Origin of the sequence: Streptomyces sp. NBC_00557 (assembly GCF_036345995.1) — a bacterium.
Lineage (GTDB): Bacteria > Actinomycetota > Actinomycetes > Streptomycetales > Streptomycetaceae > Streptomyces.
On the sequence record NZ_CP107796.1, the window covers coordinates 4746116 to 4771249 of the forward strand.

21 protein-coding genes are annotated in these 25134 nt (G+C 72.8%); 14 read left to right on the forward strand and 7 right to left on the reverse strand.

Going from position 1 to position 25134, the window contains the following annotated elements; all coding sequences use genetic code 11:
- Positions 1–80: 80 nt before the first annotated feature.
- Positions 81–3743, reverse strand: a complete 3663-nt coding sequence (locus OG956_RS20700) for a S41 family peptidase (protein ID WP_330339476.1) — start codon at positions 3741–3743, stop codon at positions 81–83.
- Positions 3744–3946: 203 nt separating this feature from the next.
- On the opposite strand from OG956_RS20700, the gene OG956_RS20705 reads away from it, so the two are divergent.
- From OG956_RS20705 to OG956_RS20730, 6 genes are all read left to right on the forward strand, one after another.
- Positions 3947–4552, forward strand: coding sequence for a TetR/AcrR family transcriptional regulator (locus tag OG956_RS20705; protein ID WP_330339477.1), 606 nt, complete (start codon positions 3947–3949; stop codon positions 4550–4552).
- Positions 4553–4686: 134 nt separating this feature from the next.
- A complete protein-coding gene (locus tag OG956_RS20710) occupies positions 4687–6912 on the forward strand; it encodes an MMPL family transporter (protein ID WP_330339478.1) in 2226 nt (741 codons plus the stop codon).
- A 150-nt stretch (positions 6913–7062) separates the two neighbouring features.
- The gene (locus OG956_RS20715) at positions 7063–7578 is read left to right on the forward strand and encodes a YbaK/EbsC family protein (RefSeq protein WP_330339479.1); all 516 of its coding nucleotides are present in this window, start codon (positions 7063–7065) and stop codon (positions 7576–7578) included.
- Positions 7575–8420 carry an EamA family transporter gene (locus tag OG956_RS20720; protein ID WP_330339480.1) on the forward strand — a complete coding sequence of 282 codons (846 nt, stop codon included), beginning with the start codon at positions 7575–7577 and terminating at the stop codon, positions 8418–8420. The genes OG956_RS20715 and OG956_RS20720 overlap by 4 nt, the downstream gene beginning before the upstream one ends.
- Positions 8399–9367, forward strand: a complete 969-nt coding sequence (locus tag OG956_RS20725) for an NAD(P)-dependent oxidoreductase (protein ID WP_330342897.1) — start codon at positions 8399–8401, stop codon at positions 9365–9367. Before OG956_RS20720 ends, OG956_RS20725 begins: the two co-directional genes overlap by 22 nt.
- An 83-nt stretch (positions 9368–9450) precedes the next feature.
- The gene (locus OG956_RS20730) at positions 9451–9726 is read left to right on the forward strand and encodes a DUF1876 domain-containing protein (RefSeq protein ID WP_330339481.1); all 276 of its coding nucleotides are present in this window, start codon (positions 9451–9453) and stop codon (positions 9724–9726) included.
- A 30-nt stretch (positions 9727–9756) separates the two neighbouring features.
- Here the strand turns inward: OG956_RS20730 and OG956_RS20735 are convergent, their stop codons facing one another.
- The 3 genes from OG956_RS20735 to OG956_RS20745 all read right to left on the reverse strand — a co-directional run bounded on the left by OG956_RS20735 (position 9757) and on the right by OG956_RS20745 (position 12053).
- Positions 9757–10917, reverse strand: coding sequence for a serine hydrolase domain-containing protein (locus OG956_RS20735; protein ID WP_330339482.1), 1161 nt, complete (start codon positions 10915–10917; stop codon positions 9757–9759).
- A 75-nt stretch (positions 10918–10992) separates the two neighbouring features.
- Complete coding sequence (locus tag OG956_RS20740) at positions 10993–11454, reverse strand: organic hydroperoxide resistance protein (RefSeq protein WP_330339483.1); 462 nt, start codon at positions 11452–11454, stop codon at positions 10993–10995.
- 134 nt (positions 11455–11588) lie between these two features.
- Positions 11589–12053: a MarR family winged helix-turn-helix transcriptional regulator gene (locus OG956_RS20745; RefSeq protein WP_330339484.1), complete on the reverse strand. Its 465-nt coding sequence runs from the start codon at positions 12051–12053 to the stop codon at positions 11589–11591.
- A 249-nt stretch (positions 12054–12302) separates the two neighbouring features.
- On the opposite strand from OG956_RS20745, the gene OG956_RS20750 reads away from it, so the two are divergent.
- Entirely contained in the window at positions 12303–12641 is a 339-nt protein-coding gene (locus OG956_RS20750; RefSeq protein ID WP_330339485.1) for an SsgA family sporulation/cell division regulator, read from the forward strand.
- Here OG956_RS20750 and OG956_RS20755 read toward each other — a convergent pair whose 3' ends face one another.
- Positions 12642–14312 carry a penicillin-binding transpeptidase domain-containing protein gene (locus tag OG956_RS20755; RefSeq protein WP_330339486.1) on the reverse strand — a complete coding sequence of 557 codons (1671 nt, stop codon included), beginning with the start codon at positions 14310–14312 and terminating at the stop codon, positions 12642–12644.
- 173 nt (positions 14313–14485) lie between these two features.
- Entirely contained in the window at positions 14486–16234 is a 1749-nt protein-coding gene (locus OG956_RS20760) for a dolichyl-phosphate-mannose--protein mannosyltransferase (protein WP_330339487.1), read from the reverse strand.
- 138 nt (positions 16235–16372) lie between these two features.
- Here OG956_RS20760 and rsmI point away from each other — a divergent pair, with 138 nt between their 5' ends.
- From rsmI to OG956_RS20790, 6 genes are all read left to right on the forward strand, one after another.
- Entirely contained in the window at positions 16373–17221 is an 849-nt protein-coding gene (gene rsmI / locus OG956_RS20765; protein ID WP_330339488.1) for a 16S rRNA (cytidine(1402)-2'-O)-methyltransferase, read from the forward strand.
- 335 nt (positions 17222–17556) lie between these two features.
- Positions 17557–17958, forward strand: a complete 402-nt coding sequence (locus OG956_RS20770; protein ID WP_330339489.1) for a hypothetical protein — start codon at positions 17557–17559, stop codon at positions 17956–17958.
- Positions 17959–18005: 47 nt separating this feature from the next.
- Entirely contained in the window at positions 18006–18902 is an 897-nt protein-coding gene (locus OG956_RS20775) for a TatD family hydrolase (protein WP_330339490.1), read from the forward strand.
- 158 nt (positions 18903–19060) lie between these two features.
- Entirely contained in the window at positions 19061–20506 is a 1446-nt protein-coding gene (locus tag OG956_RS20780; protein ID WP_330339491.1) for a ubiquitin-like domain-containing protein, read from the forward strand.
- A gap of 213 nt (positions 20507–20719) precedes the next feature.
- On the forward strand, positions 20720–21589 hold the full coding sequence (rsmA, locus tag OG956_RS20785; RefSeq protein WP_330339492.1) for a 16S rRNA (adenine(1518)-N(6)/adenine(1519)-N(6))-dimethyltransferase RsmA: 870 nt from the start codon (positions 20720–20722) through the stop codon (positions 21587–21589).
- Positions 21586–22479 (forward strand): 4-(cytidine 5'-diphospho)-2-C-methyl-D-erythritol kinase, encoded by an 894-nt coding sequence (locus OG956_RS20790; protein WP_330339493.1) that lies wholly within the window; start codon positions 21586–21588, stop codon positions 22477–22479. Before rsmA ends, OG956_RS20790 begins: the two co-directional genes overlap by 4 nt.
- Positions 22480–22484: 5 nt before the next feature.
- Here the strand turns inward: OG956_RS20790 and OG956_RS20795 are convergent, their stop codons facing one another.
- Entirely contained in the window at positions 22485–23078 is a 594-nt protein-coding gene (locus tag OG956_RS20795) for a Uma2 family endonuclease (protein ID WP_443065686.1), read from the reverse strand.
- Positions 23079–23259: 181 nt separating this feature from the next.
- On the opposite strand from OG956_RS20795, the gene OG956_RS20800 reads away from it, so the two are divergent.
- Positions 23260–25068: an ABC-F family ATP-binding cassette domain-containing protein gene (locus tag OG956_RS20800; RefSeq protein WP_330339495.1), complete on the forward strand. Its 1809-nt coding sequence runs from the start codon at positions 23260–23262 to the stop codon at positions 25066–25068.
- Positions 25069–25134: the final 66 nt, after the last annotated feature.

A 25134-nucleotide genomic window follows, 5' to 3' on the forward strand; every position in this document is an offset into this window, starting at 1 on the left:
CTCGGAGGGTGCCCTGCGTCTTTTGTTGCCCTCGGAGGGTGCCCTGCGTCTTTTGTTGCCCGCGCGGTTCCCCGCGCCCCTCATCCGCTCGACCGGGGCGGGAGCTTGGGGCGGGTTCGGTCGGGGACCTCGCTGTAGTCGGGGGGGATGGCCGCGGGATTGGACTCCAGGAGTTCCAGGGCGAGTTGGATCGCGTCGTCCATCTGGGCGTGCCGGCCCTCGGCCCAGTCCAGGGGGGTGCGCATGATCTCGAAGTCGGGGGTGACGCCGTGGTTCTCCACGGACCAGCCGTAGGCGTCGAACCAGGCCGCGTTCATCGGGACCGTGATGACCGTGCCGTCGCCCAGCCGGTGCCGGCCGGTCATGCCGACCACACCGCCCCAGGTGCGCGTGCCGACCACCGGGCCGAGCTTCAGCAGTTTGAACGCGGCGGTGATCATGTCGCCGTCCGAGGAGGTCGCCTCGTCGGCGAGGGCGACGATCGGTCCCCGCGGCGCGTTCGAGGTGTACGACACCGGCTGCGCGTCCCTGGTCAGGTCCCAGCCGAGGATCGTCCGGGTCAGCTTCTCGATGACGAGTTCGCTGATGTGGCCGCCCGCGTTGCCGCGCACGTCCACGATCAGGGCGGGCCGGGACACCTCCATGCGCAGGTCGCGGTTGAACTGGGCCCAGCCGGAGCCGCCCATGTCGGGGATGTGCAGATAGCCGCACTTGCCGCCGCTCAGCTCGCGTACGACCTCCCGGCGTTTGGCGACCCAGTCCTGGTAGCGCAGCGGGCGTTCGTCGACGAGCGGGACGACGGCGACCCGGCGGGCCCGGCCCGGCTCGCCTTCCGGCGGGACGAACGTCAGCTCCACGGTCGTCCCGCCGGAGCCGGCGAGCAGCGGGAACGGCCCGGTCACCGGGTCGACCGGGCGGCCGTCGACATGGGTGAGGACCGCGCCCTCGCGGATGCCCGTGCCGGCCAGCGGTGAGCGGGCCCTGGAGTCGGACGAGTCGCCCGGCAGAATGCGCTTGATCGTCCAACCGCCGTCCCGGTGGACGAAGTTGGCGCCGAGCAGGCCCTGCCAGCGCTGGTAGTGGGGCGGGCCCTCGTTGCGGCGGGCGGCGGTGACGTAGGCGTGCGAGGTGCCCAGTTCACCGAGGACCTCGCGGAGCAGGTCCGCGAACTCGTCCGGGGAGGCGACCCGTTCGACGAGGGGCCGGTACTGGTCGAGCACCCCGTCCCAGTCGATGCCGCACATCCCGGGGTCCCAGAAGTAGGCGCGGATGATCCGGCCGGCCTCGTCGAAGGCCTGGCGCCACTCGGCGGGCGGGTCGACCACGTGCAGGATGCGGCGCAGGTCGATCCAGACGGTCGTGTCGCTGTCGCCCAGCTCCGTGGCGGGCACCGCGCGCAGATCGCCCTCGTCCACGACGACCAGCCGGGTGCCGTCGCCGCTGACCGCGAACCAGTCCAGGTGGTCGACCAGTTCGGACTTCTTCGCCTTGCTGATGTTGAAGTACTCCAGGGTGGGGCGGCCGCTGATGTCGGAGGGGTTGGCGAAGGTCTCGCCGAGCGCGCCGGAGATCGGCCAGCGCAGCCAGACCAGTCCGCCGCCCGCCACCGGGCGCAGCGCGGAGTACTTGGAGGCGATCACCGGGAACGGCGTGACCCGGTTGGCCAGGCCCTCCACCTCCACGGTCACCGTGCCGGCCTCGCCCGTCTCCTCGTCCTCGACCGGGTCCAGCCCGCCGGCCGCCGGACGGCCCTCGGGGTTCAGCGCGAAGGGGGAGGGGGTCGCGGAGTTCAGCGGCACGAGGTACGGGCGGCAGCCGAGCGGGAACGACAGGTCGCCGGTGTGGACGTCGTACACCGGGTCGAAGCCGCGCCAGGAGAGGAAGGCGAGATAGCGGCCGTCGCGGGTGAAGACCGGGTTCTCGTCCTCGAAGCGGCCGTTGGTCACGTCCACGATCAGCCGGTCCTTGATCCGGGCCAGTTTGATCTGGCGCAGCGAGCGGCCGATGCCCGGGTGGGACCAGGCGAGCCAGGCCCCGTCCGGGGAGAAGGCGAGGTCGCGGACGGGACCGTTGATGGACCGGATCAACTCGGTGACCTGGCCTCCACCGGGTCCGGCGGGGGCGGCGGCTCCGGCGGGGGCGGCGGGCTGGTCGTCGGGGGCTTCGGTCGGGGCGCTGGACTGGGCTGTGGTGGTATCGGCGGGCTCCGTGGTCTGGGCTTCGGCGGTTCCTGTGGGTTCGCCGGGCTCGTCGCCCGTGGCCCCCGTCTGCTCGCCGGGCTCGTCTCCGGTGGCCCCCGTCTGTTCGCCCGCCTCGTCTCCGGTGGCCCCGGTGGGCTCGCCGGCCTGCTGTTCGGCGCTCTCCGCCGGACCGGTTCCCTGCTCCCCGGTATCGGCTCCGGATCCCCCGCCCGCGCCGCCCTCCCCGGCCGCCACCGGAACTTCGACGGCCTCCCCCAGAGCTTCCCCGGCCTCCCCCGGAACGTCCCCGGCCTCCGCGATCTCCCCCGCCTCCAGCGCCTCCCCGCCTCCCTCCTCCGTCACGTCGATCAGCAGCAGCCGGCCGTCGTGCGAGGCGACCGCGAGCCGTTCGCCCAGGGGGTCGGAGACCATCTCCAGGACACGGCCGAGGCGGCCGGAGGCCAGGCGGCGGGGGGCGCGGTCGCCGGTCGCGCGGGGCAGGTGGGCGATCTCGACGGCGTCCTCGCCCTCCGCGTCGGTGATGTACGCGACCTGCCCGGTCGTGCCCAGCATCTCCGGGAGCCGTACCCGTACGCCGGGCGTGTCGCTGATCGTACGGGCGGGCCCGTCGCGGTGGGTGAGCCAGTACAGGCTGCCGCGGACGACGACGGCGCTGGCCCGGCCGGTCTCGTCCACGGAGATGCCGTCGACGTTCTGCGCGGCGGGCACCTGGTAGCGGCGGCGCCCGTTGGCCGGCCCGGCGAGGCGGACGTCCAGCTTGCGCGGTACGGCGCCGGGGGAGAAGTCGTCGACGAGCCACAGGTCGCCCGCGCACTGGTAGACGACCCGGGTGCCGTCGCTGGAGGCGTGCCGGGCGTAGAAGGCGTCGTGGTCGGTGTGGCGGCGCAGGTCGGTGCCGTCGTGGGCGCAGGAGTAGAGATTGCCCACGCCCTCGTGGTCGGAGAGGAAGGCGATCCGGCCGGCGACGAACATGGGGCAGGCCAGATGGCCGCCGATGTCGGGCACGAGCTGCTGCCCGTGCAGCCAGAGGCGGCCCATGGCGCCGCCCCGGTAGCGCTTCCAGGAGGCCGGTTCGTGCGGCGGGGTGCCGGTGAGCAGCAGCGTCTTGTGCACGCCGTCGATGTCGGCGACCTGGATGTCGGCGACCGGCCCCCAGGGCAGCTTGCGGCCGGGGTCGCCGTCGGTGGACACCTTGTAGGCCCAGGTGAAGTAGGAGAAGGGCTGGCCGTGGGAGGCGACGGCGAGGATGTCGCCCTCCGGGGTCCAGCCGCAGACCTGCGTGTCGGAACTGCCCCAGTACGTCAGCTGCCGCTCCGGTCCGCCGTCGACCCCGACGAGGTGGATCTCGGGTTCGAGGGTGTGCCAGTTGGTGTAGGCGATGCGGCTGCCGTCCGGCGAGAAGCGGGGGTGCCCGGCCTTGGTGCGGTCCGCCGTGAGCCGCCAGGCCCGGCGCGGGGCGTCGAGCGGGGCCAGCCAGAGGTCGTCCTCGGCCACGAAGCACAGCAGGTCGCCGCTGAGGTGGGGATGGCGCAGATAGCTCACCTTCCCATGCTTTTCCCCCGGAAGGAGCACAGCAACTCGTGCGCGACCGGCGCCCGCGACCTGCGCAGGGCCGGCACCGGCCGTTTATACGGTCCTCACGTCCGTGACCCAACACACGTACGAAACGGTTTCGTTTCGCACGCTCTCAGGGTATGTTCATGGTGTACACCAGCAGGAGGCTCCGGAGTGGGAAGGTGGACGGCATGACCGACGCCGTCGCGGCGGCACGTCGCAGTCGGATCACGCCCGAGCGCGAGGCCGAGCTGTACGAGGCCGTGCTCGACCTGCTCCGGGAGGTCGGCTACGACGCCCTGACCATGGACGCCGTAGCAGCCCGCACCCGCTCCAGCAAGGCCACGCTCTACCGCCAGTGGGGCGGCAAGGCCGAGCTGGTCGCCAGGGCGGTGCGGCACAACAAGCCGGGCGGTTTCGCCGACGAGGTCGACACCGGGTCGCTCAGGGGCGACCTGCACGCCCTCACCCTGCGCTCCGACGACTGCGAGATGGAACAGAACTCCGCGCTGATGCGGGGTCTGGCGATGGCCGTCCACGGCAACCCGGACCTGCTGCGGGCGTTCAAGGAGCATCTCATCGAGCCGGAGCTGGCGGCGTTCCGCCGCGTGCTGCAACGGGCGATCGACCGCGGTGAGGTCCGCGCGGACAACCCGGCGATCGACTATGTGATGCACATGATGATCGGCGGGTTCGCCGCCCGCTCGCTCATCGACGAGAAGCCGCCGACGCAGGCCTTCCTGCTGTCGTACATCGACGCCGTGGTCCTCCCCGCCCTCGGCGTCACCACCGGCTGATCACCACCCGATCGCCTTCCCCGATCCCCTCCCCATCCCCGAGCAAGCCCACCGTCTGACGTCACCGCTCACGTCGTCGGGCTGATCACCCCTGCCCTGATGAACCCCACGACCTGACCGGGAGTACGCCAGAAATGGCCACGTTTCTGTACAAACTCGGCCGACTCGCCTTCCGGCGACGGCACGTCGTCGCCCTGATGTGGGTCGCGCTGCTCACCCTCGCCGGGGTGGGCGCCGCCTCCGCACCGGCCGCCGGCAACACGTCCTTCTCCGTCCCCGGCACCGAGGCGCAGAAGGCCTTCGACCTGCTGCAGCAGCGCTTCCCCGGCATGAGCGCCGACGGCGCCACCGCGCGGGTCGTCTTCAAGGCGCCGGCCGGCGAGAAGATGACCGGCCACGACAACAAGGCGGCCGTCGAGAAGACGGTGAAGGAGCTGCAGAGCGGCTCCGAGGTCGCCTCCGTCACCGACCCCTACACCGGGCACGCGGTCAGCCGGAGCGGCACGATCGCGTACGCCTCCGTGAAGTACAAGGTCTCCGGCATGGAGCTGAAGGACTCCTCCCGCGACGCCCTGAAGGAGGCCGCGCAGCACGCGCGGGACGCCGGGCTGACCGTCGAGGTCGGCGGTGACGCGCTGAACGCCACCCCGGAGACCGGTTCCAGCGAGGTCATCGGCATCGGGATCGCCGCCGTCGTCCTCGTCATCACCTTCGGCTCGCTGCTCGCGGCCGGATTCCCGCTGCTCACCGCGATCATCGGGGTCGGCATCGGCGTCTCCACGATCACCGCGCTCGCGAGCGCCCTGGATCTGGGCTCCACGACCTCCACGCTGGCGTCGATGATCGGCCTGGCCGTCGGCATCGACTACGCCCTCTTCATCGTCTCCCGCTACCGCGCGGAACTGGCCGAGGGACGCGAGCGCGAGGACGCGGCCGGACGGGCCGTCGGCACGGCGGGCTCGGCGGTGGTCTTCGCCGGTCTCACCGTGGTCATCGCCCTGGTCGGCCTGTCGGTCGTCAACATCCCGATGCTGACCAAGATGGGCATCGCGGCGGCGGGCACGGTCGCCATCGCCGTCCTCATCGCGCTGACGCTGATCCCGGCGCTGCTCGGCTTCGCGGGCCGCAGGGTCAAGCCGGCGGGCGAGAAGAGCAGGCTGCTGGGCGGCGGCCGTACGCCCCGCAGGCCGGGCCGCCCGAACATGGGCACCCGCTGGGCGAGCTTCGTCGTACGCCGCCCGGTCGCCGTCCTCCTCCTCGGCGTGCTCGGCCTCGGCGCGGCCGCGGTCCCGGCCGCCTCCCTGCAGCTGGGCCTGCCCGACGACGGCTCCCAGCCCGTCTCCACCACCCAGCGCCGCGCCTACGACCTGCTCTCCGAGGGCTTCGGGCCCGGCTTCAACGGCCCGCTGATGGTCGTGGTCGACGCCAAGGACAGCGCGCACCCCACGACGGCGTTCACCGAGGTCGGCGACGAGATCAAGGGCCTGAAGGACGTCGTCACGGTCACCCCGCCCGTGGCCAACAAGGCCGGCGACACCGCGACCATCACCGTCGTACCGAAGTCCAAGCCGTCGTCGCAGACCACCGAGGACCTGGTGCACGCCATCCGCGGCAAGGGCCCGGACATCACCGCGCAGACCGGCTCCAAGGTGCTGGTCACCGGCACGACGGCGATGAACATCGACGTCTCGCAGAAGCTGAACGACGCCCTCCTGCCCTACCTGGCGCTGGTGGTGGGCCTGGCCTTCCTGCTGCTGATCGTGGTCTTCCGCTCGGTCCTCGTCCCGCTGAAGGCGGCGCTCGGCTTCCTGCTCAGCGTGCTCGCGGCGCTCGGCGCGGTCGTCGCGGTCTTCCAGTGGGGCTGGCTGTCCGGCCTGATGAACGTCGAGCAGACCGGCCCGGTGATGTCGATGATGCCGATCTTCATGGTGGGCGTCGTCTTCGGCCTCGCCATGGACTACGAGGTCTTCCTGGTCACCCGGATGCGGGAGGCGTTCGTGCACGGCGAGACGCCGGGCCAGGCCGTGGTCACCGGCTTCAAGTACGGCGCGCGGGTCGTCACCGCCGCCGCCGTCATCATGATCGCGGTCTTCTCCGGCTTCATCGGCTCCAGCGAGGCGATGGTCAAGATGATCGGCTTCGGTCTCGCCGTCGCCGTCTTCTTCGACGCGTTCATCGTCCGCATGGCCATCGTCCCGGCGGTCCTCGCCCTGCTCGGCAGGCGTGCCTGGTGGCTGCCGACGTGGCTCGACCGGGCGCTGCCCAACGTGGACGTGGAGGGCGACGGCCTGCGCACACAGTCCGCGGCCGACGGCAGGGACGCCGACCCGGACGAGGAGCGGGAGCTGGTACGGGTCTGACGTACCGCTTCCGGCTGTGGACCGGCCGGTGAGGGTGCCCGTGGGGACGGGGCTGCACCCTCACCGGCCTTCTCCGTGCCCGCCGTTGATCCGTGCACGCCGGTGAAACCCGGGTGAGCGCGGCCACGGCGATGTCGTAGCGTGCCCTGCATGACGACGACAGCCGCCACTGACGCCGACGACTTCGGAGCCCACCCCCGGTTCGCGGAGGCGCTGCGCGCGCTCGGGTTGCAGGACGTGCTCGCACGGGCCAGGAGGTTCCCGGAGGGCACCCGCACCGCCGCCGAGGCCGCCGCGGCCATCGGGTGCGAGCTGAGCCAGATCTGCAAGTCGCTGGTCTTCGCCGCCGACGGAACGCCGGTGCTGGTCCTCATGGACGGCGCCTCGCGGGTGGACACCGAGCGGGTGCGGGAGGAACTGGGCGCCGGCGAGGTCGGCCGCGCCGACGCCGGCGTCGTCCGCGAGACCACCGGGTACGCCATCGGGGGCGTGCCGCCCTTCGGGCACCGCACCCGCACCCGCGTCCTCGCCGACCGCGCGCTGCTCGCCCACGACGTGGTGTGGGCGGCCGCCGGAACCCCGCACACCGTCTTCCCGATCGAGCCGAAGGCACTGGTCGCCCACGCCGGCGCCGACCTGGTGGACGTGCGCGAGCAGACCGCGTGACCCCGCTCGTCACGGCCGCCGTCCTGCTCGCCGCCGTGACCCACGCCGGCTGGAACGCCATCGCGCACCGCATCACCGACAAGCTCGTCGGCTTCACCCTGATCTCCGGTGGCGGGGTGCTGATCGGGCTCGCCATCACACCGTTCGTGGCGCTCCCGGCGAGGGCCGCGTGGCCGTACCTGCTGACGTCGGCGGTCGTCCACATCGCCTACTACGCCCTGCTGATGACCTCCTTCCGGCTCGGCGACTTCGGGCAGGCCTACCCCATCGCACGCGGCAGCGCCCCGCTCGTGGTCACCGTGCTGGCCGCCGTGTTCGCACACGAGGTGCCCGGCGACTGGGCGCTGGCCGGGATCGCCGTGTCCTGCGTGGGGCTCACCGGCGTCGGCCTGTGGGGGCTGCGCGGCAGCCGGCCCGACTGGGCGGCGATCGGCGCGGCCCTCGCGACCGGGCTGACGATCGCCGCGTACACGGTGATCGACGGACTCGGCGTGCGCGCCGCGCACTCGCCGCTCGGGTACATCGCCTGGCTCATGGCGATCCAGGGCGTCGTCATCCCGGCGTACACGTACGCACGCGCGCGTGCCGGCACCGTCCGGCTGCTGCGGCCCCACGCCGCCCTCGGCCTGCTCGGCGCCGCCCTGTCCGTGACCGCGTACGCCCTGGTGCTGTGGGCCCAGACCCGCGCGGAACTCGCCCCGGTCGCCGCGCTGCGCGAGACCTCGATCCTCGTCGGGGCCGCGATCGGCGCCGTGTTCTTCAAAGAGCGTTTCGGGGCACCCAGGATCGCGGCGGCCGGGTTGCTGGTGGTCGGCATCGGATTGATGCTGCACGCCGGGTAGCCCGGCAGGGCAGAGCCGCCGGGCAGCAACCGGACGACAGGGAGCCGTCAATGACCGACAAGCCGACCGTCAGCGTTCTGGGCACGGGGATCATGGGGGCCGCGATGGCCCGGAACCTGTGCCGCGCCGGACTTCCGGTGCGCGCGTGGAACCGGACACGGGAGAAGGCCGAGCCGCTCGCCGCCGACGGCGCGCGGATCGCCGGCACGCCCGCGGAGGCCGTCGAGGGCGCCGACGTGGTCCTGACGATGCTGTACGACGGTGCCACCGTCCTGGACGTCATGCGCGAGGCCGCGCCGGCCCTGCGGCCCGGTCCGGTGTGGGCGCAGTGCACCACCGCGGGGACCGAACTGATCGGCGACCTCGCGGCGTTCGCCCGCGAGCACGGGCTCGTCTTCTACGACGCCCCCGTCCTCGGCACCAGGCAGCCCGCCGAGGCCGGGCAGCTGACCGTGCTGGCCGCCGGGCCCGAGGAGGGCCGGGAGACGGTCGCGCCCGTCTTCGAGGCGATCGGCGCGAAGACCCTGTGGACCGGGTCCGACGGCGCCGCGGGCAGCGCCAGCCGGCTGAAGCTGGTCGCCAACAGCTGGGTGCTCGCGGCCACCGCGGCCGCCGGTGAGGTGCTCGCGCTGGCCCGGGCCCTGGACGTGGATCCGCAGGCGTTCTTCGGGCTGATCGAGGGCGGCCCGCTCGACATGGGATACCTGCGGGCCAAGGCCGCGCTGGTCCTCGACGGCAAGCTGACCCCGCCGTCGTTCGCCGTCGCCACCGCCGAGAAGGACGCCCGGCTCATCGTGCGGGCCGGCGAGCGCGGCGGCGTACGGCTGGACGTGGCCGCCGCGACCGCGGAGCGGCTGGCCCGCGCCGCCGCCCAGGGGCACGCGGACGAGGACATGGCCGCCGCGTACTTCGCCAGCTTCGAGGAGACCGCCGGCGACAAGGGCTGAGCGTGCCGCCGAGGTGACGTTCCCCGCGCGCGGGAGCACCCTGGAAACAGCTGGAAATCAGCTGTTTTCCGGAGGAGATCGTCATGATGCACACCGCTGTCGGATGGCATGTCGAGCTGGAGTTCATGGAGGACGATCAGCACACCAAAGCGGCGGCGCTGGTGCGCTTGCCCGACGGAAGCGAGGTGCGGGCGCACGGCCACGCCACCCGGCACCGCGTCGACGCCAATCAGCCAAGGGTCGGCGAGGAGATCGCCGGCGCCCGTGCCCTCAACGAACTGGCCATGGAACTGCTGGCCAAGGCACACGACGAGATCGACGCGGCATCCGGACGGACCTCGCACACGATCAACGTGTGACGCCGCCGCACCCGCCGTGCGTGCGACGGCCTACGCGAGCGCCGTGCGGACCGCCCGGACCAGCGCCTGCGCCCTCGGGTCCGCCGTCACGCTCGTGCGGAAGCCGTTGGTGACATAACCGAACGCGATGCCCGTGTCCGGGTCGGCGAACGCGAGGGCGCCGCCCCGGCCGGGGTGGCCGAACGAGCCGGGGGTGAGCAGCGGCGACGCCGCGCCGTGCAGCATGTAACCGAGGCCGAACCGGGTGCCGACCACCAGGACCCGGTCGGGGCCGGCGGACTGCTCGGCGCGGGCGAGCCGGACCGTCTCCGGGGTGAACAGCCGCGTGCCGCCGTCCACCTCGCCGATGAGCGAGGCGTAGAAGCGGGCCAGTCCGTCGGCGGTGGCGATGCCGTTGGACGCGGGCAGGACGGCCGCGCGGTAGGCGGGGTCGTTCTCGTCGGGCAGCGGGGTGATCGCCGCGAAGGCCCGCCGGGTGAGCGAGCCGGGGTCGGCGTACGCCTCGGCCACCGCGCGCTTGGGGCGGGTCTTCAGGGCGCCCGCGGCCTCCGGCGCCTCGACGGGCCCGACGCGGCCCACGCGCGCGTGCTCGGACTCCGGCAGGCCGAGCCACAGGTCCGCGCCGACGGGGCGGGCGATCTCGTCCGCGATCCACGCGCCAGCCGGGCGGCCGGTGATCCGCCGGATCAGCTCGCCGGTGAGCCAGCTGTAGGTCTGGGCGTGGTAGCCGTGGTCCGTGCCCGGCTCCCACACCGGCGCCTGCGCGGCGACGGCCGCGGCGCCCAGGTCCGGGTCGGCGGCCTCGGCGGGGGTCAGCGGGCGGTCCAGCACGGGCACGCCCGCGCGGTGGGCGAGCAGGTGCCGGACGAGGGTGTGCTCCTTGCCCGCCGCCTTGTACTCGGGCCAGTACGCGCCGACCGGGGCGTCGAGGTCCAGCTCGCCACGCTGGTGCAGGAGCAGCAGCGCGGCGGCGGCGACGCCCTTGGTCGCGGAGCGTACGATCTGCGCGGTGCCGGGCTCCCAGGGGGCCGTGCCGTCCACGTCCCGGGAGCCGGCCCACAGGTCGGCGACCTTGTGCCCGTCGCGGTAGACGGCGACGGCCGCGCCGCGTTCCCCGCGCTGCGCGAAGTTCGCCGCGAACGCCTCCCTGACCGGCTCGAAGCCCTCGGCCACTGTGCCGTTCACGTCCACGTCCGCTCGTTCCCTTCGGCTCGCCTTCGACAGTGGGTCCAACAGCCACTGTCGGCCTGGGATTCCTTGGTGGCGCTACCCGAGGAGAATCGTTACGTCGATGTTGCCGCGGGTGGCGTTGGAGTACGGGCACACCTCGTGCGCGGCGTCCACCAGCCGGGCCGCGACCTCGGGGTCGAGCACCGGCAGGGAGACGCTGAGGGCGACTGCGAGGCCGTAGCCGCGGTGCCGGTTCGGGCCGATGCCGACCTTGGCGGCGACCGTGGAGCCGGTCAGGTCGTAGCCCGCGCGGTTGCCGACGAGGATCAGCGCGTTGTGGAAGCACGAGCTGTAGCCGGCCGCGAAGAGCTGTTCCGGGTTGGTGCCGCTGCCGTCGCCGCCCAGCTCGGGGGGCATCGCGACCTTCAGCTGGATCTGGCCGTCCTGGCTGGTGACATAGCCGTCGCGGCCGCCGTGGGCGGTGGCCTCGGCGACGTACATGATCTTCGTCGGACGGGTGTCCACGGGGGTCTCCTCGACGGCGGTGCCCTCGGTCATGACCGGCCTCTCACGGGAACGGACGGCGAACAGGTTGCGCACAAGTGCATCGTGCACAAGGTACCGGCCGGTAGGTGGGTGGGCGGCGCCAGGGGGCGGCGACCATGGGTAACGCCGGACCGGTGTCCGCCGGATCAGCGCCGGTCGGCCGCCGCGCCGGCGCGCCGGGTCAGGTCCCACAGCGCCTCGCGCAGCGACGCGACCTGGTCGGCGCCGAGGCCCGTCGTGGTGAGGAGTGCGCCGGGTATGCGCGCCGCGCGCTCCCGGAGTTCCTCCCCGCGCCCCGTGCACGCGACGAGCACCGAGCGCTCGTCGCCGGCCGAGCGCTCCCGGCGCACCAGCCCCGCGCCCTCCAGCCGCTTCAGCAGCGGGGAGACGGTGCCGTAGTCCAGCCGCAGGGCGCGGGCGAGCTCCTTGACGCTGGTCTCGCCGCGCTCCCAGAGGACCAGCAGCACGAGGTACTGGGGGTAGGTGAGCCCGAGGTCGTCCAGGAGCGGACGGTAGGCGGCGGTGACCGCGCGCTGTGCCGCGTACAGCGCGAAGCACAGCTGGTCGTCCAGCAGCAGCGACCCCTCGGCGGCGCGGTCCTCGTTCGTCACGCGCCCATTGTCACGGACGCGCCCCCGCCGCCGGCACGGTGACGTGGGCCTCATCGGGGCGCGCAGCCGCTTGGCGCGGGCGACGCCGGGGAAGGTGAACACCTGTACGGCGAAGAGGACCGCAGGCTCACCGCGAGGCGCCGGCGGCCGCTCCGCGAGTCGTAAATCGGGAAATATGGGACATTAGGGAGAAAGCGGAAAGCGGTTCACAGCTTTCGCATAGGTCACTCAAGGTGAAAGGGCGGTCCGATGCCTGTGGTCGAGCAGTACGCACGCGCCCACATCGTCACGGACGAGGAGGACCCGGGGGCCGTGGCCGTGGTGCTGCGGTACGACCCCGAATCCGATCCACGGTCGGTCCGGGTCGGCCTGCCCGGTCCGCACGAGTGGACCTTCTCCCGCGCACTGCTGGAACGGGGCCTGCGGGCGCCGGCCGAGAGCGGCAAGGTACGGGTGTGGCCCTGCGGCCGGGTGCAGGCCGTCGTCGAGTTCCACACCGACAACGGTGTCGAGGTGGTCCAGTTCGACTCGAAGGCGCTGCTGCGGTTCCTGCGCCGCACCTACACCGCCGAACCCGTACACAGCTGATCAGCCGCCCATCTTGAGCAGGGCCGCCACGATCGGTCCGGCCGTGTCGCCGCCGTGGCCGCCCGCCTGCACCACGCCCGCGGCCGCGAGGTCGCCCTTGTAGGCGGTGAACCAGCCGTTGGGCTTCTTCTGCCCGTCGACCTCGGCGGAGCCCGTCTTGGCGCCGTAGTCCCCGCTCATGCCCGCCATCGCCTTGGCCGCCGTGCCGTAGTCCGCGGTGAACCGCATGACGTCCTTCAGCTGGGACTGCGTCTTCGCCGACATCGTGCGCGCGGCCTTCGCCAGCGTGCGGTGGTCGACGTCGGGGGAGACCAGGTACGGCTGGTGGAAGGAGCCCGCCTCCACCGTGGCCGCCACCGACGCCATGTTCAGCGGGTTCATGCGCACCCCGCCCTGCCCGATCAGCGAGGCGCCCATCTGCGCGCCGCTCTGCACCGGCACCGAACCGTCGAAGGACGGCACGCCGATGGCCCAGTTGTCCAGGCCGAGGCCGTAGACCTGCTGGGCCTCCTTCGTCAGGTCGCTGTTCGACAGCTTCGGCGCGAAGTCGATGAAGGCGTTGTTGCAGGAGGCCCCGAAGCTCTGCTTGAACGTGCCCTTCTTGATCTCGGAGTCGTCGTCGTTGTGGAACGTCCAGCCGGCCAGCTTGTACGTCTTGGGGCACGGGTGCGACGCGTCCGGGGTGATGAGCTTCTTCTCGAACAGCATGGTCGAGGTCACGATCTTCATCGTGGAGCCGGGCGCGAGCGAGCCCTGGAAGGCGACGTTGAAGCCGTGGTCGGTGTTGGCGACCGCCAGGATCTCGCCGGTCGAGGGCCGCAGCACCACCACGGACGCCCGCTTCTGCCGGGCCACCTGCTTCTCGGCCGCCGCCTGGACGGCGGGGCTCAGCGTCGTCTTCACCGTGCCCGGCGTGCCCTTGCTCAGCTCCACCAGCGTCTTGTCGGACAGCCCGGCCTTCCGCGACGCCTTGCCGCGCACCACGCGCAGCTCGATGCCGGCCCTGCCGCCCGCCGTCTTGCCGTACTTGTCCCGCAGCCCGTCCAGCACCGTGCCCAGCGACGGGTACTTGGCGGCCGTCAGCTCGCCGCCGTCACGGTCCAGCGCCTTGATCGGCGGAGTGCCCGACTCGCCGGTGACGAGCGTGTCGCCGTCCTTCAGATCCGGGTGGACGACCGAGGGGCGCCAGTCGACCAGCGGCTTGCCGTCGCTCGCCCGCCGCACCACGGTCAGCGAACCGGCGTACGCCAGAGGCTTGCTGAGCTTCTGGTACGACACGGTCGCCTTGACGGAGAACGGCACCGTGTCGCCCTTGGCCGCGCCCGGGGTGAGCGTGACGTCCTTCAAGTGGGCGTCCTTCGCGACCCCGTTGAGCATCCGGGTGGCGGCGGAGGCGTCGTCGGTGGCGGCGGCCGCCTCGGCGAGCCTGCCCTGCTGCCACGCGGTCAGGAAACGGGTGGAGGCCGTGCGGACCTCGGCGGCGCTGAGCGGGCCGGTCTTGACGGTCTTGTGGCCGGCTGCGGCGGGGTTCCGCACGCCGGCTGCGGCACCGCCGCCGGTCAGCGCGTAGCCGGCGAACCCGGCGCCGACGACGACCAGGGCGATCACCCCGCCGACCAGCACGGGCCCGGTCGTCCTCCGTCGCTCGGCGACGCGCCTTCTCTTGCCCACAGCCTCAGTTCCTCCGTGCCTTCCCCAGGGTCCCCGCAGCCCTCACACTCCCCAACGACGGCACTCACCTTAAGGTGCCCGCGCCGGAGGGTGACGCCGACGGCCGATCCGTAGCACGGTTGCGACAATCCACGCGCGCGTGGCAGGCCGCCGGCCCGCCGTGAACAGCCGGATCAGACCCAGGTGTCCAGCCACATCCGCGACCGCCACGAGTCGATCGGGATCGCGGTGCCGGTGTACAGGGGCCAGAAGTAGATGAAGTTCCAGGCGATGAGCAGCACCAGGACGCCCGACGCCGTCGCGCCGATCACGCGGCGGGTGTCGGAGGAGCCCGGTGGGCCGACGATCGCGCCGATCATCATCGCCACCGCCAGGCACAGGAACGGCAGGAAGACGACGGCGTAGAAGAGGAAGATCGTCCGCTCCTGGTACAGGAACCAGGGCAGATAGCCCGCCGCGATGCCGCAGGCGATGGCGCCGGCGCGCCAGTCGCGGCGGAACGCCCACCGCCACAGCACGTACAGGATCGCGAAGCAGGCGGCCCACCACAGCAGCGGCGTGCCGATCGCCAGGACCTCGCGGGCGCACTTCTGGCCCGCGTCGGCCGGGCAGCCGTCGGCGCCGGGGTTCGGGGACTCGTAGAAGTACGACACCGGGCGGCCCAGCACGATCCAGCTCCACGGGTTGGACTGGTAGGTGTGCGGGGACGTCAGGCCGACGTGGAACTTGTACACCTCGTGCTCGTAGTGCCACAGGCTGCGCAGCCAGTCCGGCAGGAACGTCCAGCTGCCGCCCTTGCCGTCGGTGGCCGCCCAGTTGCGGAAGTAGCCGCCGGTGCCGTCGGCCGGGGAGAGGATCCAGCCGAGCCAGGACAGCAGATAGACGGCGATCGCCACCGGGACCGTCGTCACGAAGGCGAGGCCCGTGTCGTACTTCAGGGCCGCCGCGTACGGGTGCAGGGCGCCGGCCGTCCTGCGGGTGCCCACGTCCCACAGCACCGCCATCACGCAGAACGCGATCAGGATGTACAGGCCGTTCCACTTGGTGCCGATGGCCAGGCCCAGCATCAGCCCCGCCGCCCAGCGCCAGGGCCGCAGGCCGAACCGGAACGTGTCGGCCACGCGCGCGTCCGGGCGGACCCGGCCGTCGCGGCCGGCCGGCAGCGCGGCGGCCAGCCGCTCCCGCGACCGGTCCCGGTCGATGACCAGGCAGCCGAACGCGGCCAGCACGAAGAACATCAGCACGCCGTCGAGCAGCGAGGTGCGGCTCATCACGAAGTGCAGGCCGTCCACCGCCATCAGCGCGCCCGCCAGGCAGCCGAGGAACGTCGAACGGAACATCCGGCGCCCGATCCGGCACAGCAGCAGCACGCTCAGCGTGCCCAGCAGCGCCGTCATGAACCGCCAGCCGAACGGGTCGAACCCGAACATCAGCTCGCCCAGCCCGATGACGTACTTGCCGACGGGCGGGTGCACCACGTACGCCGCGTCCGTGGGGATCGGGAGGTGGCCGTGCGTCCGCAGCACCAGGTCGTTGGCGTTCTTGTCCCAGTTGACCTCGAAGCCCCGGTGGACGAGTGCCCACGCGTCCTTGGCGTAGTACGTCTCGTCGAATATCACCGCGCGCGGGCTGCCCAGGTTCCAGAACCGCATCAGGCCCGCCATCAGCGTCACCAGCAGCGGACCGCCCCAGCCCGACCAGCGCGTGATCCGCTCGGCCAGGACCGGCGGCACGCCGAGCACCTGCCACAGCCGGGGGCCGGGCCGCGTGTACGGCGGTACCAGCCGGTCGCGTACGTCGCCCGAGGGCGCGTCCTCGGCCGGTACGTACCCGAATCGGCGCAGCCGCTGCTGCCACGGCGGCCGCTGGTCGTGCGGCGCCTGGCCCTGCCGGAGGTCCGTGGAGGACGCGGTACTGGTCACCCGCGCCATGGTAGGGAACCGTTCTGTGCGAGTCCCGTGCATGTGGGGCAGTGGTCGGAATCGGGTCGGTTTCCGGTCCGCCGCGGGCCGCCCGCCGGTGCGGGCCGGGCTGTCGGCGGCTCCTGGGAGGATGGGGGTGTGACTGGAACCCTTGTCCTGGCAGGAACCCCCATCGGCGACATCGCGGACGCGCCGCCCCGGCTGGCCGAGGAGCTGGCCGGCGCCGACGTGGTCGCCGCCGAGGACACCCGGCGGCTGCGCCGGCTCACCCAGGCCCTCGGCGTCACCCCCAAGGGCCGCGTGGTGTCGTACTTCGAGGGCAACGAGTCCGCCCGCACCCCGGAGCTGGTCCATGAGCTGCTCGGCGGCGCGCGCGTGCTGCTCGTGACCGACGCCGGGATGCCGTCCGTGTCCGATCCGGGCTACCGGCTGGTCGCGGCGGCGGTGGAGCAGGACATCCGGGTCACCGCCGTGCCGGGGCCGTCCGCCGTGCTCACCGCGCTCGCCCTGTCGGGGCTGCCCGTCGACCGGTTCTGCTTCGAGGGCTTCCTGCCGCGCAAGGCCGGTGAGCGGCTGTCCCGGCTGCGGGAGGCCGCGGCCGAGCGGCGCACCCTCGTCTACTTCGAAGCCCCGCACCGGCTCGACGACACCCTCGCCGCGATGGCCGAGGTCTTCGGCGCCGACCGGCGGGCCGCCGTGTGCCGCGAGCTGACCAAGACGTACGAGGAGGTGCGGCGCGGTCCGCTGGCCGAGCTGGCGCGGTGGGCCGCGGAGGGGGTCCGCGGGGAGATCACCGTCGTGGTCGAGGGCGCGCCGGAGAGCGGCCCCGGGGACCTGGACGCGGAGGAGCTGGTGCGGCGGGTACGCGCGCGCGAGGAGGCGGGGGAGCGGCGCAAGGAGGCGATCGCCGCGGTGGCGGTCGAGGCGGGGGTGCCCAAGAGGGTCGTCTTCGACGCGGTGGTTGCTGCGAAGCGTTCGGGTGAGTGACAGCGGTTCGGTCGGCCGACGGCCCGGGGCGTGCGCCGGCGACGGCCGCGGGTGTGCGGGCGCCCGTTTCGCGCGGCTCCCGCGCGCCGCGGGTGACGCTGCGCACACCCGCTCTGAGCAGGGCTGTTCTCGGGTGAGCGGGCGGGCCATGAGACGGCAAAGGGCTGTCGCCGATGGCAAAGCGAAACGCCGCCGATCGGGGCCCTTTCTGCAAGGAAGGCCCAAATCGCCTCCAACACTCGACAGCCCGGCTGCGTTCGCGCCGGCGAAGGCGTCCACTGGTTGAAGAGACGCCCCGTTCCGGGGCGTTTGTCCAGCGGACAAGAGGAGCTGGCATGAGCGAGATCGCAGGGCAGACCGGCCTCCGTGGCACGCCCACCGCCGTCGTCCACGAGTCGTACGCCTTCGCCTGCATGCGATGCGGGCACGGCTGGGAGCAGTCGTACGAGATAGAGCACCACAGGGACGGCGACGGGCAGGAGTTCGTGCTGTACGTGGCCGACGGCCGGGTCGTGCCGTCGCCGCTGAGCCGGCCGCGCTGCCACAACTGCGACGGTCATGTCGTACGGATCATGCGGGCGGGGCAGGTCTCCTCGGTGCGCGGCGCCGCCGACCCGCACCACGTCGTGCCGCAGGCGGGCCCGGTCGAGGCGCCGCAGGTGCCCGACCGGCCCGAGGAGCGGCACCACTGGCATCTGTCGGATCTCCTCCACTCCTTCCACCGCAAGGCCGGCTGAGCGGATCGCCGGCCGGTGCGGGCATGCCCCTTTCGTAGGATCGGGGCATGCCTTCGAACGCCGGCCAGACCGCCAAGGGCGACAAGAACGCCGCACCGCCGCTCCCGGCGCCGCTGCGGATCCCGGTCGCCGACTCGCACACCCATCTCGACATGCAGTCCGGCACGGTCGAGGAGGGCCTCGCGAAGGCCGCGTCGGTGGGGGTGACGACCGTCGTCCAGGTCGGCTGCGACATCAAGGGCTCTCGGTGGGCCGCCGAGACCGCCGCCGCCCACGACAGCGTCCACGCCGCCGTCGCCCTGCACCCGAACGAGGCCCCGCGCATCGTGCACGGCGATCCCGACGGATGGTCCCGGCAGGGCGCCCGCGAGCCCGGCGGGGACGCCGCGCTGGACGAGGCCCTCGCCGAGATCGACCGGCTGGCCGCGCTGCCCCAGGTCAAGGGCGTCGGCGAGACCGGGCTCGACTACTTCCGCACGGGCCCCGGGGGCAAGGCGGCCCAGGAGCGGTCGTTCCGCGCGCACATCGAGATCGCCAAGCGGCACGACAAGGCGCTCGTCATCCACGACCGGGAGGCGCACGCGGACGTCCTGCGCGTGCTGAAGGAGGAGGGCGCCCCCGAGCGCACCGTCTTCCACTGCTACTCGGGCGATGCGGAGATGGCACGGATCTGCGCCCGCGAGGGCTACTACATGTCCTTCGCGGGGAACGTCACCTTCAAGAACGCCCAGAACCTGCGGGACGCCCTCGCCGTCGCCCCGCTGGAGCTGGTCCTCGTGGAGACCGACGCGCCCTTCCTCACCCCGGCGCCGTACCGTGGCCGGCCCAACGCGCCCTACCTCGTCCCGGTCACGGTCCGGGCGATGGCCGCCGTGCGCGGCATCGACGAGGACGCGCTGGCCACGGCCCTGGCCGCCAACACGGCCCGCGCCTTCGGGTACTGAACCCCCCGCTCGTCTGCTAGTACGTAAATAGGCCGAACGGCTCGACGTGCAACTGTGCGTAGTCGAGTCGCTTTGGAGAGTGACGAACGCTCCGCTAGGTTCTGTGGGCCCGATCCGGACCTCTCCGGACCCCTCTGGCACCTCTGGAGCGTGTCGGCGTGAGCAAGTCGCAGTACGAGACGTTCGGGACCGATGGGCCGCAGGAGCGGCACGAGCAGCCCGGTGCGTCGTCCCACCAGCCGCCCGGGCCCCAGCCGCCGTACGAGCCGTACGGCCCTGGCACCTGCCTGCACACCGCTGAGACCCTGCCGTCCGGGCTGTACCGGGACACCTACCGGCCGGCCTACGAGGCGCAGGCCCACCTCGTCCAGGAGCCGGAGCGGCCCCGGCGGGGCGTGGGCGTGACCCGCGCCCCGGGCGGCCCGGACGAGGAGGCGCACGACGACGCTCCGGCCGCCGAGGTGAGCGGGCGGGCCGCACGCCGGCGCAGGGCGCGCGGCATGGAACGCCCGGAGTCCGCCGTGCGCCGTCTGCTGCCGCAGGCGCTGGTCGTGGCCTTCCTCGCCGGCGGCACCACCGCCTTCGTCGCCCAGGACAAGGCGGTCGAGCTGACCGTCGACGGCCATCAGCGCACCCTGCACACCTTCGCCGACGACGTGCGCGGGCTCCTCGCGGAGGAGGGCGTGCGCGTCGGGGCGCACGACATGGTGGTGCCCGCCCCCGACACGGCCCTCGCCGGCGGCGACGAGGTCGCCGTGCGCTACGGACGCCCCGTCCGGCTCACCCTCGACGGCAGGCGGCGCGAGGTGTGGACGACGGCGCACACCGTGGAAGGCGCGCTGAACGAGCTGGGGGTGCGCGCGGAGGGCGCCTACCTGTCCGCCTCCCGCAGCCGGCCCATCGGACGCGCCGGACTCGACCTCGACGTACGCACCGAGCGGACCGTCACGGTCATGGCCGACGGCCGCTCCCACGCCATCCGCACCAACGCCGCCACCGTCCGCGAGGCCGTCGAGGAGGCCGGCATCACCCTGCACGGCCAGGACACCACCTCCGTCCCGCCCGACAGCTTCCCGCGCGACGGGCAGACGGTGACCGTGCTGCGGATCAGCGGCACCCGGGAGGTCCGCGAGGAAGTGATCCCGTTCAGGGTCGAGCGGGTCAAGGACCCCACCCTGTTCCGGGGCGCCGAGGTCGTCGTGCAGTCCGGACGGCCCGGGCTGCGGCGCGACACCTACCTCCTGCGGACCGTCAACGGCGTCCGGGACAAGGCGCGCCGGGTGACCTCCGAGGTGGTCCGCGGGCCGCGCACGCAGATCGTGAAGGTGGGCACCAAGGCGCTGCCGAGGACCGTGAGCGGCGCGGACGGCCTGAACTGGCGCGGTCTGGCCGTCTGCGAGTCCGGCGGCCGGTCGCACGCGGTCGACTCGTCCGGGACGTACGGCGGGCTCTACCAGTTCGACACCCGCACCTGGCACAGCCTCGGCGGCAGCGGCCGCCCCCAGGACGCCCCGGCGGCGGAACAGACCTTCCGCGCGAAGAAGCTGTACAAGCGCCGGGGGACGTCGCCCTGGCCGCACTGCGGGGTGCGGTTGCACGGATGAGGCGCTGTAGGGCTCGCTGTCAGCGGCCGGGTGCCGGTTCGATGGCGCGGGATCCGGGCGCCGCCGGGCTTCCGGTCCGTGGCCGGGTGTGGGTTCGAGGGTGCGGGGGCCTGGCGTCTCGGGCTCGCTGTCCGTGGCGGGGCGCGGGCGGTGGCGGCCGGGCGCGCCCGGTGCCGGCGAGCCGGGCGGCCGGGTCCCCGTACTCTTGTCCCCGTGAGCAGCCCCACCCCCGACGCCCTTCTCGGACCGGCCGACATCCGCGAACTCGCGGCAGCGCTCGGTGTCCGTCCCACCAAGCAGCGCGGCCAGAACTTCGTGATCGACGCCAACACGGTCCGCCGTATCGTGCGCACCGCCGAGGTCCGCCCCGAGGACGTGGTCGTCGAGGTCGGGCCGGGGCTCGGCTCCCTCACGCTCGCGCTGCTGGAGGTCGCCGACCGGGTGACCGCCGTCGAGATCGACGACGTGCTCGCCGCGGCCCTGCCCGCCACCATCGGGGCGCGCATGCCGGCGCGCGCAGACCGGTTCGCGCTGGTCCACTCCGACGCGATGCACGTCACCGAACTGCCCGGCCCCCCGCCGACCGCCCTGGTGGCGAACCTCCCCTACAACGTCGCCGTCCCCGTGCTGCTGCACATGCTCGACACCTTCCCGAGCATCGAGCGGACCCTCGTCATGGTGCAGTCCGAGGTCGCCGACCGGCTCTCGGCCCCGCCCGGCTCGAAGGTGTACGGCGTGCCGTCGGTGAAGGCCAACTGGTACGCCGAGGTGAAGCGGGCCGGGGCCATCGGCCGCAACGTCTTCTGGCCCGCGCCGAACGTCGACAGCGGGCTGGTGTCCCTGGTGCGGCGGGCGGAGCCGGTGAAGACCACGGCCGCCAAGGAGGAGGTCTTCGCGGTGATCGACGCGGCGTTCGCGCAGCGCCGCAAGACCCTGCGGGCGGCGCTCGCCGGCTGGGCCGGATCCGCCGCCGCGGCGGAGGCCGCCCTGGTCGCGGCCGGCGTCTCGCCCCAGGCACGCGGCGAGTCGCTGACGGTGGAGGAGTTCGCGCGGATCGCGGAGAACAGGGAGGCGGGCGCGTGAGCGTCACGGTACGGGTACCGGCCAAGGTCAACGTCCAGCTCGCGGTCGGCGCCGCCCGCCCCGACGGGTTCCACGACCTCGCCAACGTCTTCCTCGCCGTCGGCCTCTACGACGAGGTGACGGTGACCCCCGCGGAGGAACTCCGGATCACCTGCGAGGGCCCGGACGCCGCCCAGGTGCCGCTGGACCGCACCAACCTCGCCGCGCGCGCCGCGATCGCCCTCGCCGGGCGGCGCGGGATCGAGCCGGACGTCCACATCCACATCGCCAAGGACATCCCGGTCGCCGGCGGCATGGCGGGCGGCAGCGCGGACGGCGCGGGCGCGCTGCTCGCCTGCGACCGGCTGTGGGGCACGGCGGCTTCGCGGGCCGAGCTGCTGGCGATCTGCGCCGACCTGGGCAGCGACGTGCCGTTCAGCCTGGTCGGCGGGGCCGCTCTGGGCACCGGCCGGGGCGAGCGGCTGACCGCCCTGGAGGTCGGCGGCACCTTCCACTGGGTGTTCGCGATGGCCGGGCGGGGGCTGTCGACACCGGCGGTGTTCCGCGAGTTCGACCGGCTGGCCGAGGGCCGGGAGATCCCGGAGCCGGTGGCCTCGCCGGAGCTGCTGCAGGCGCTGGCGAAGGGGGACGCGGAGGCGCTGGCCGCCGCCGCGGCCAATGACCTCCAGCCTGCGGCGCTGTCGCTCTTCCCCGAGCTGGCGGACACGCTGGACGCGGGGCGCGGGGCGGGCGCGCTCGCCGCGCTGGTCTCCGGTTCCGGGCCCACGACGGCGTTCCTCGCCCGGGATGCCGAGGCGGCGGAGAAGGTGGCCGAGGCCCTGCGGACGTCCGGGACGTGCAGGTCGGTGCGGACGGCGGCGGGGCCGGTGCCGGGGGCGACGGTGGTCTGAGGGGGTCAGAGGTTGTCGATGGCGGTCAGGTCGATGGCGATGTCGTAGGGCACGCTGAGCTTGACGTGCTCGTGATAGATGCCGGTCAGTGCGTAGGTGCCGGTGGCCTCGGCGAGTTCGTACACCTGGACCGCGGGGTGGTCGTCCTGGCCCGCCATCTCGACGAGCCAGAAGTGGGGGATGCCTGCTGCCGCGTACTTGAGCGGCTTGCTGTTGTGGTCGCGGGCCTCGGAGTCCGGCGACACCACCTCGACGGCGAGCAGGACGTCGGCGGCCTTGAAGTGGGTTTGACGCCGGTCGGTGACGGCTTCTTTCCGGACCACGGAGATGTCCGGTTCGGGGCCGTTGCGTCGGTCCAGCACCACTGTCATCTCGCGTGCGACCTTGAAGCCGGACGGTACGGTGCTGCGCAGCCCGTTCACCAGAAGGTCGATCGCGGCGAAGTGGAAGTAGCGCTGCGGACTCGCGAAAACCAGGCTCCCGTCGATCAGCTCGGTGTGCGGCGGGAGATCCGGCAGCGTGAACAGGTCGTCCACGGTGTAGCCGTCCTGCGGGGGCACCGGCCACTGGACGCGGTGCTTTACGGACTCGGCGGCCATGGTTCCTCCCATGGACGGGATCCTGCTGCCTGCCCTCCACGGTAGCGGCCCGTTGTGGATCACGTCATCACAAAGAGTGACAAGCCCCTCGCGCCCCGCCCCTCACCCCCGAGGCCCTACGCTAGAAGGCTGACCCCGCGGCGGAGCCGCACGTCGACACAGCCCCGCGCACAGGAGTGAAATGGCCGTCAACCTGGTCAATGTCGAGAACGTCAGCAAGGTGTACGGCACCCGTGCCCTGCTGGACGGCGTCTCGCTCGGCGTGTCCGAAGGGGACCGCATCGGGGTCGTCGGACGCAACGGCGACGGCAAGACCACCCTCATCCGGATGCTGGCCAAGCTGGAGGAGGCGGACACCGGGCGGGTCACGCACTCCGGCGGGCTGCGGCTCGGCGTGCTCACGCAGCACGACTCCCTCGACCCGGCCGCCACCGTCCGGCACGAGGTGATCGGCGACATGGCCGACCACGAGTGGGCCGGCAACGCGAAGGTCAGGGACGTGCTGACCGGGCTGTTCGGCGGGCTGGACCTGCCCGGGTTCCCCAAGGGCCTGGACACCGTCATCGGTCCGCTCTCCGGCGGCGAGCGGCGCCGTATCGCGCTCGCCAAGCTCCTCATCGAGGAACAGGACCTGATCGTCCTCGACGAGCCCACCAACCACCTCGACGTCGAGGGCATCGCCTGGCTCGCGCAGCACCTGCAGAACCGGCGCTCGGCGCTGGTGTGCGTCACCCACGACCGCTGGTTCCTCGACCAGGTCTGCACCCGCATGTGGGACGTGCAGCGCGGTGACGTGTACGAGTACGAGGGCGGCTACTCCGACTACGTCTTCGCGCGCGCCGAGCGTGAGCGGATCGCCGCCACCGAGGAAGCCAAGCGGCAGAACCTGATCCGCAAGGAGCTGGCCTGGCTGCGGCGCGGCGCGCCCGCGCGCACCTCCAAGCCGCGGTTCCGCGTCGAGGCCGCCAACGAGCTGATCGCGGACGTGCCGCCGCCCCGCGACAGCGGCGAGCTGATGAAGTTCGCCTCCTCGCGGCTCGGCAAGACCGTCTTCGACCTCGAGGACGTCACCGTGCAGGCCGGACCCAAGGTGCTGCTCAAGCACGTCACCTGGCAGCTCGGCCCCGGCGACCGGATCGGTCTCGTCGGCGTGAACGGCGCGGGGAAGACCTCGCTGCTGCGGGCCATGGCCGCCGCCGCGTACTCCGACGGCGAGGAGCAGCCGGCCGGCGGCCGTATCGCCGTCGGCAGGACGGTCAAGCTCGCCTACCTCTCCCAGGAGGTCGCCGAACTCGACCCCACCTGGCGGGTGCTGGAGGCCGTGCAGCGGGTCCGCGAGCGCGTCGACCTCGGCAAGGGGCGCGAGATGACCGCCGGGCAGCTGTGCGAGACGTTCGGCTTCAACAAGGAGAAGCAGTGGACGCCGGTCGGCGACCTGTCGGGCGGTGAGCGGCGGCGGCTGCAGCTGCTGCGCCTGCTGATGGACGAGCCCAACGTCCTCTTCCTGGACGAGCCCACCAACGACCTCGACATCGAGACCCTCACCCAGCTCGAGGACCTCCTCGACGGCTGGCCCGGCTCGATGATCGTCATCTCCCACGACCGGTTCTTCGTCGAGCGCACCACGGACCGCGTCTTCGCCCTCCTCGGCGACGGCACCCTGCGGATGCTGCCGCGCGGCATCGACGAGTACCTGGAGCGGCGCCGGCGCATGGAGGAGGCGGTCGCCGCGCAGACCGCCGCCGCGGCGCCCAAGCCGGCCACCACGGAGAAGAGCGCCGCCGACCAGCGCGCCGCGAAGAAGGAACTCCAGAGGATCGAGCGCCAGTTGGACAAGATCTCCGAGAAGGAGTCCAGGCTGCACGCCCAGATCGCCGAGAACGCCACCGACTTCGCGAAGGTCGCCGACCTGGACGCCCAGCTGCGCGACCTCGCGGGCGAGCGCGAGGAACTGGAGATGCGCTGGCTGGAGTTGGCGGAGGACGCGTAGCCGGCCCACCAGCGGACGGACGCGACGGCAACCGGCGCGCACGGCTCGAATCAAGCCGCGCGCGCC

What these genes read in the sequence shown, in the direction of transcription:
- OG956_RS20775 (WP_330339490.1), top strand. Translation starts at nt 18,006, where the DNA reads ATGCCTTCGAACGCCGGCCAGACCGCCAAGGGCGACAAGAACGCCGCA.
- OG956_RS20795 (WP_443065686.1), bottom strand. Translation starts at nt 23,078, where the DNA reads ATGGCCGCCGAGTCCGTAAAGCACCGCGTCCAGTGGCCGGTGCCCCCG.
- OG956_RS20800 (WP_330339495.1), top strand. Translation starts at nt 23,260, where the DNA reads ATGGCCGTCAACCTGGTCAATGTCGAGAACGTCAGCAAGGTGTACGGC.
- OG956_RS20740 (WP_330339483.1), bottom strand. Translation starts at nt 11,454, where the DNA reads ATGACCGAGGGCACCGCCGTCGAGGAGACCCCCGTGGACACCCGTCCG.
- OG956_RS20770 (WP_330339489.1), top strand. Translation starts at nt 17,557, where the DNA reads ATGAGCGAGATCGCAGGGCAGACCGGCCTCCGTGGCACGCCCACCGCC.
- OG956_RS20710 (WP_330339478.1), top strand. Translation starts at nt 4,687, where the DNA reads ATGGCCACGTTTCTGTACAAACTCGGCCGACTCGCCTTCCGGCGACGG.
- OG956_RS20705 (WP_330339477.1), top strand. Translation starts at nt 3,947, where the DNA reads ATGACCGACGCCGTCGCGGCGGCACGTCGCAGTCGGATCACGCCCGAG.
- OG956_RS20730 (WP_330339481.1), top strand. Translation starts at nt 9,451, where the DNA reads ATGATGCACACCGCTGTCGGATGGCATGTCGAGCTGGAGTTCATGGAG.
- OG956_RS20750 (WP_330339485.1), top strand. Translation starts at nt 12,303, where the DNA reads ATGCCTGTGGTCGAGCAGTACGCACGCGCCCACATCGTCACGGACGAG.
- OG956_RS20715 (WP_330339479.1), top strand. Translation starts at nt 7,063, where the DNA reads ATGACGACGACAGCCGCCACTGACGCCGACGACTTCGGAGCCCACCCC.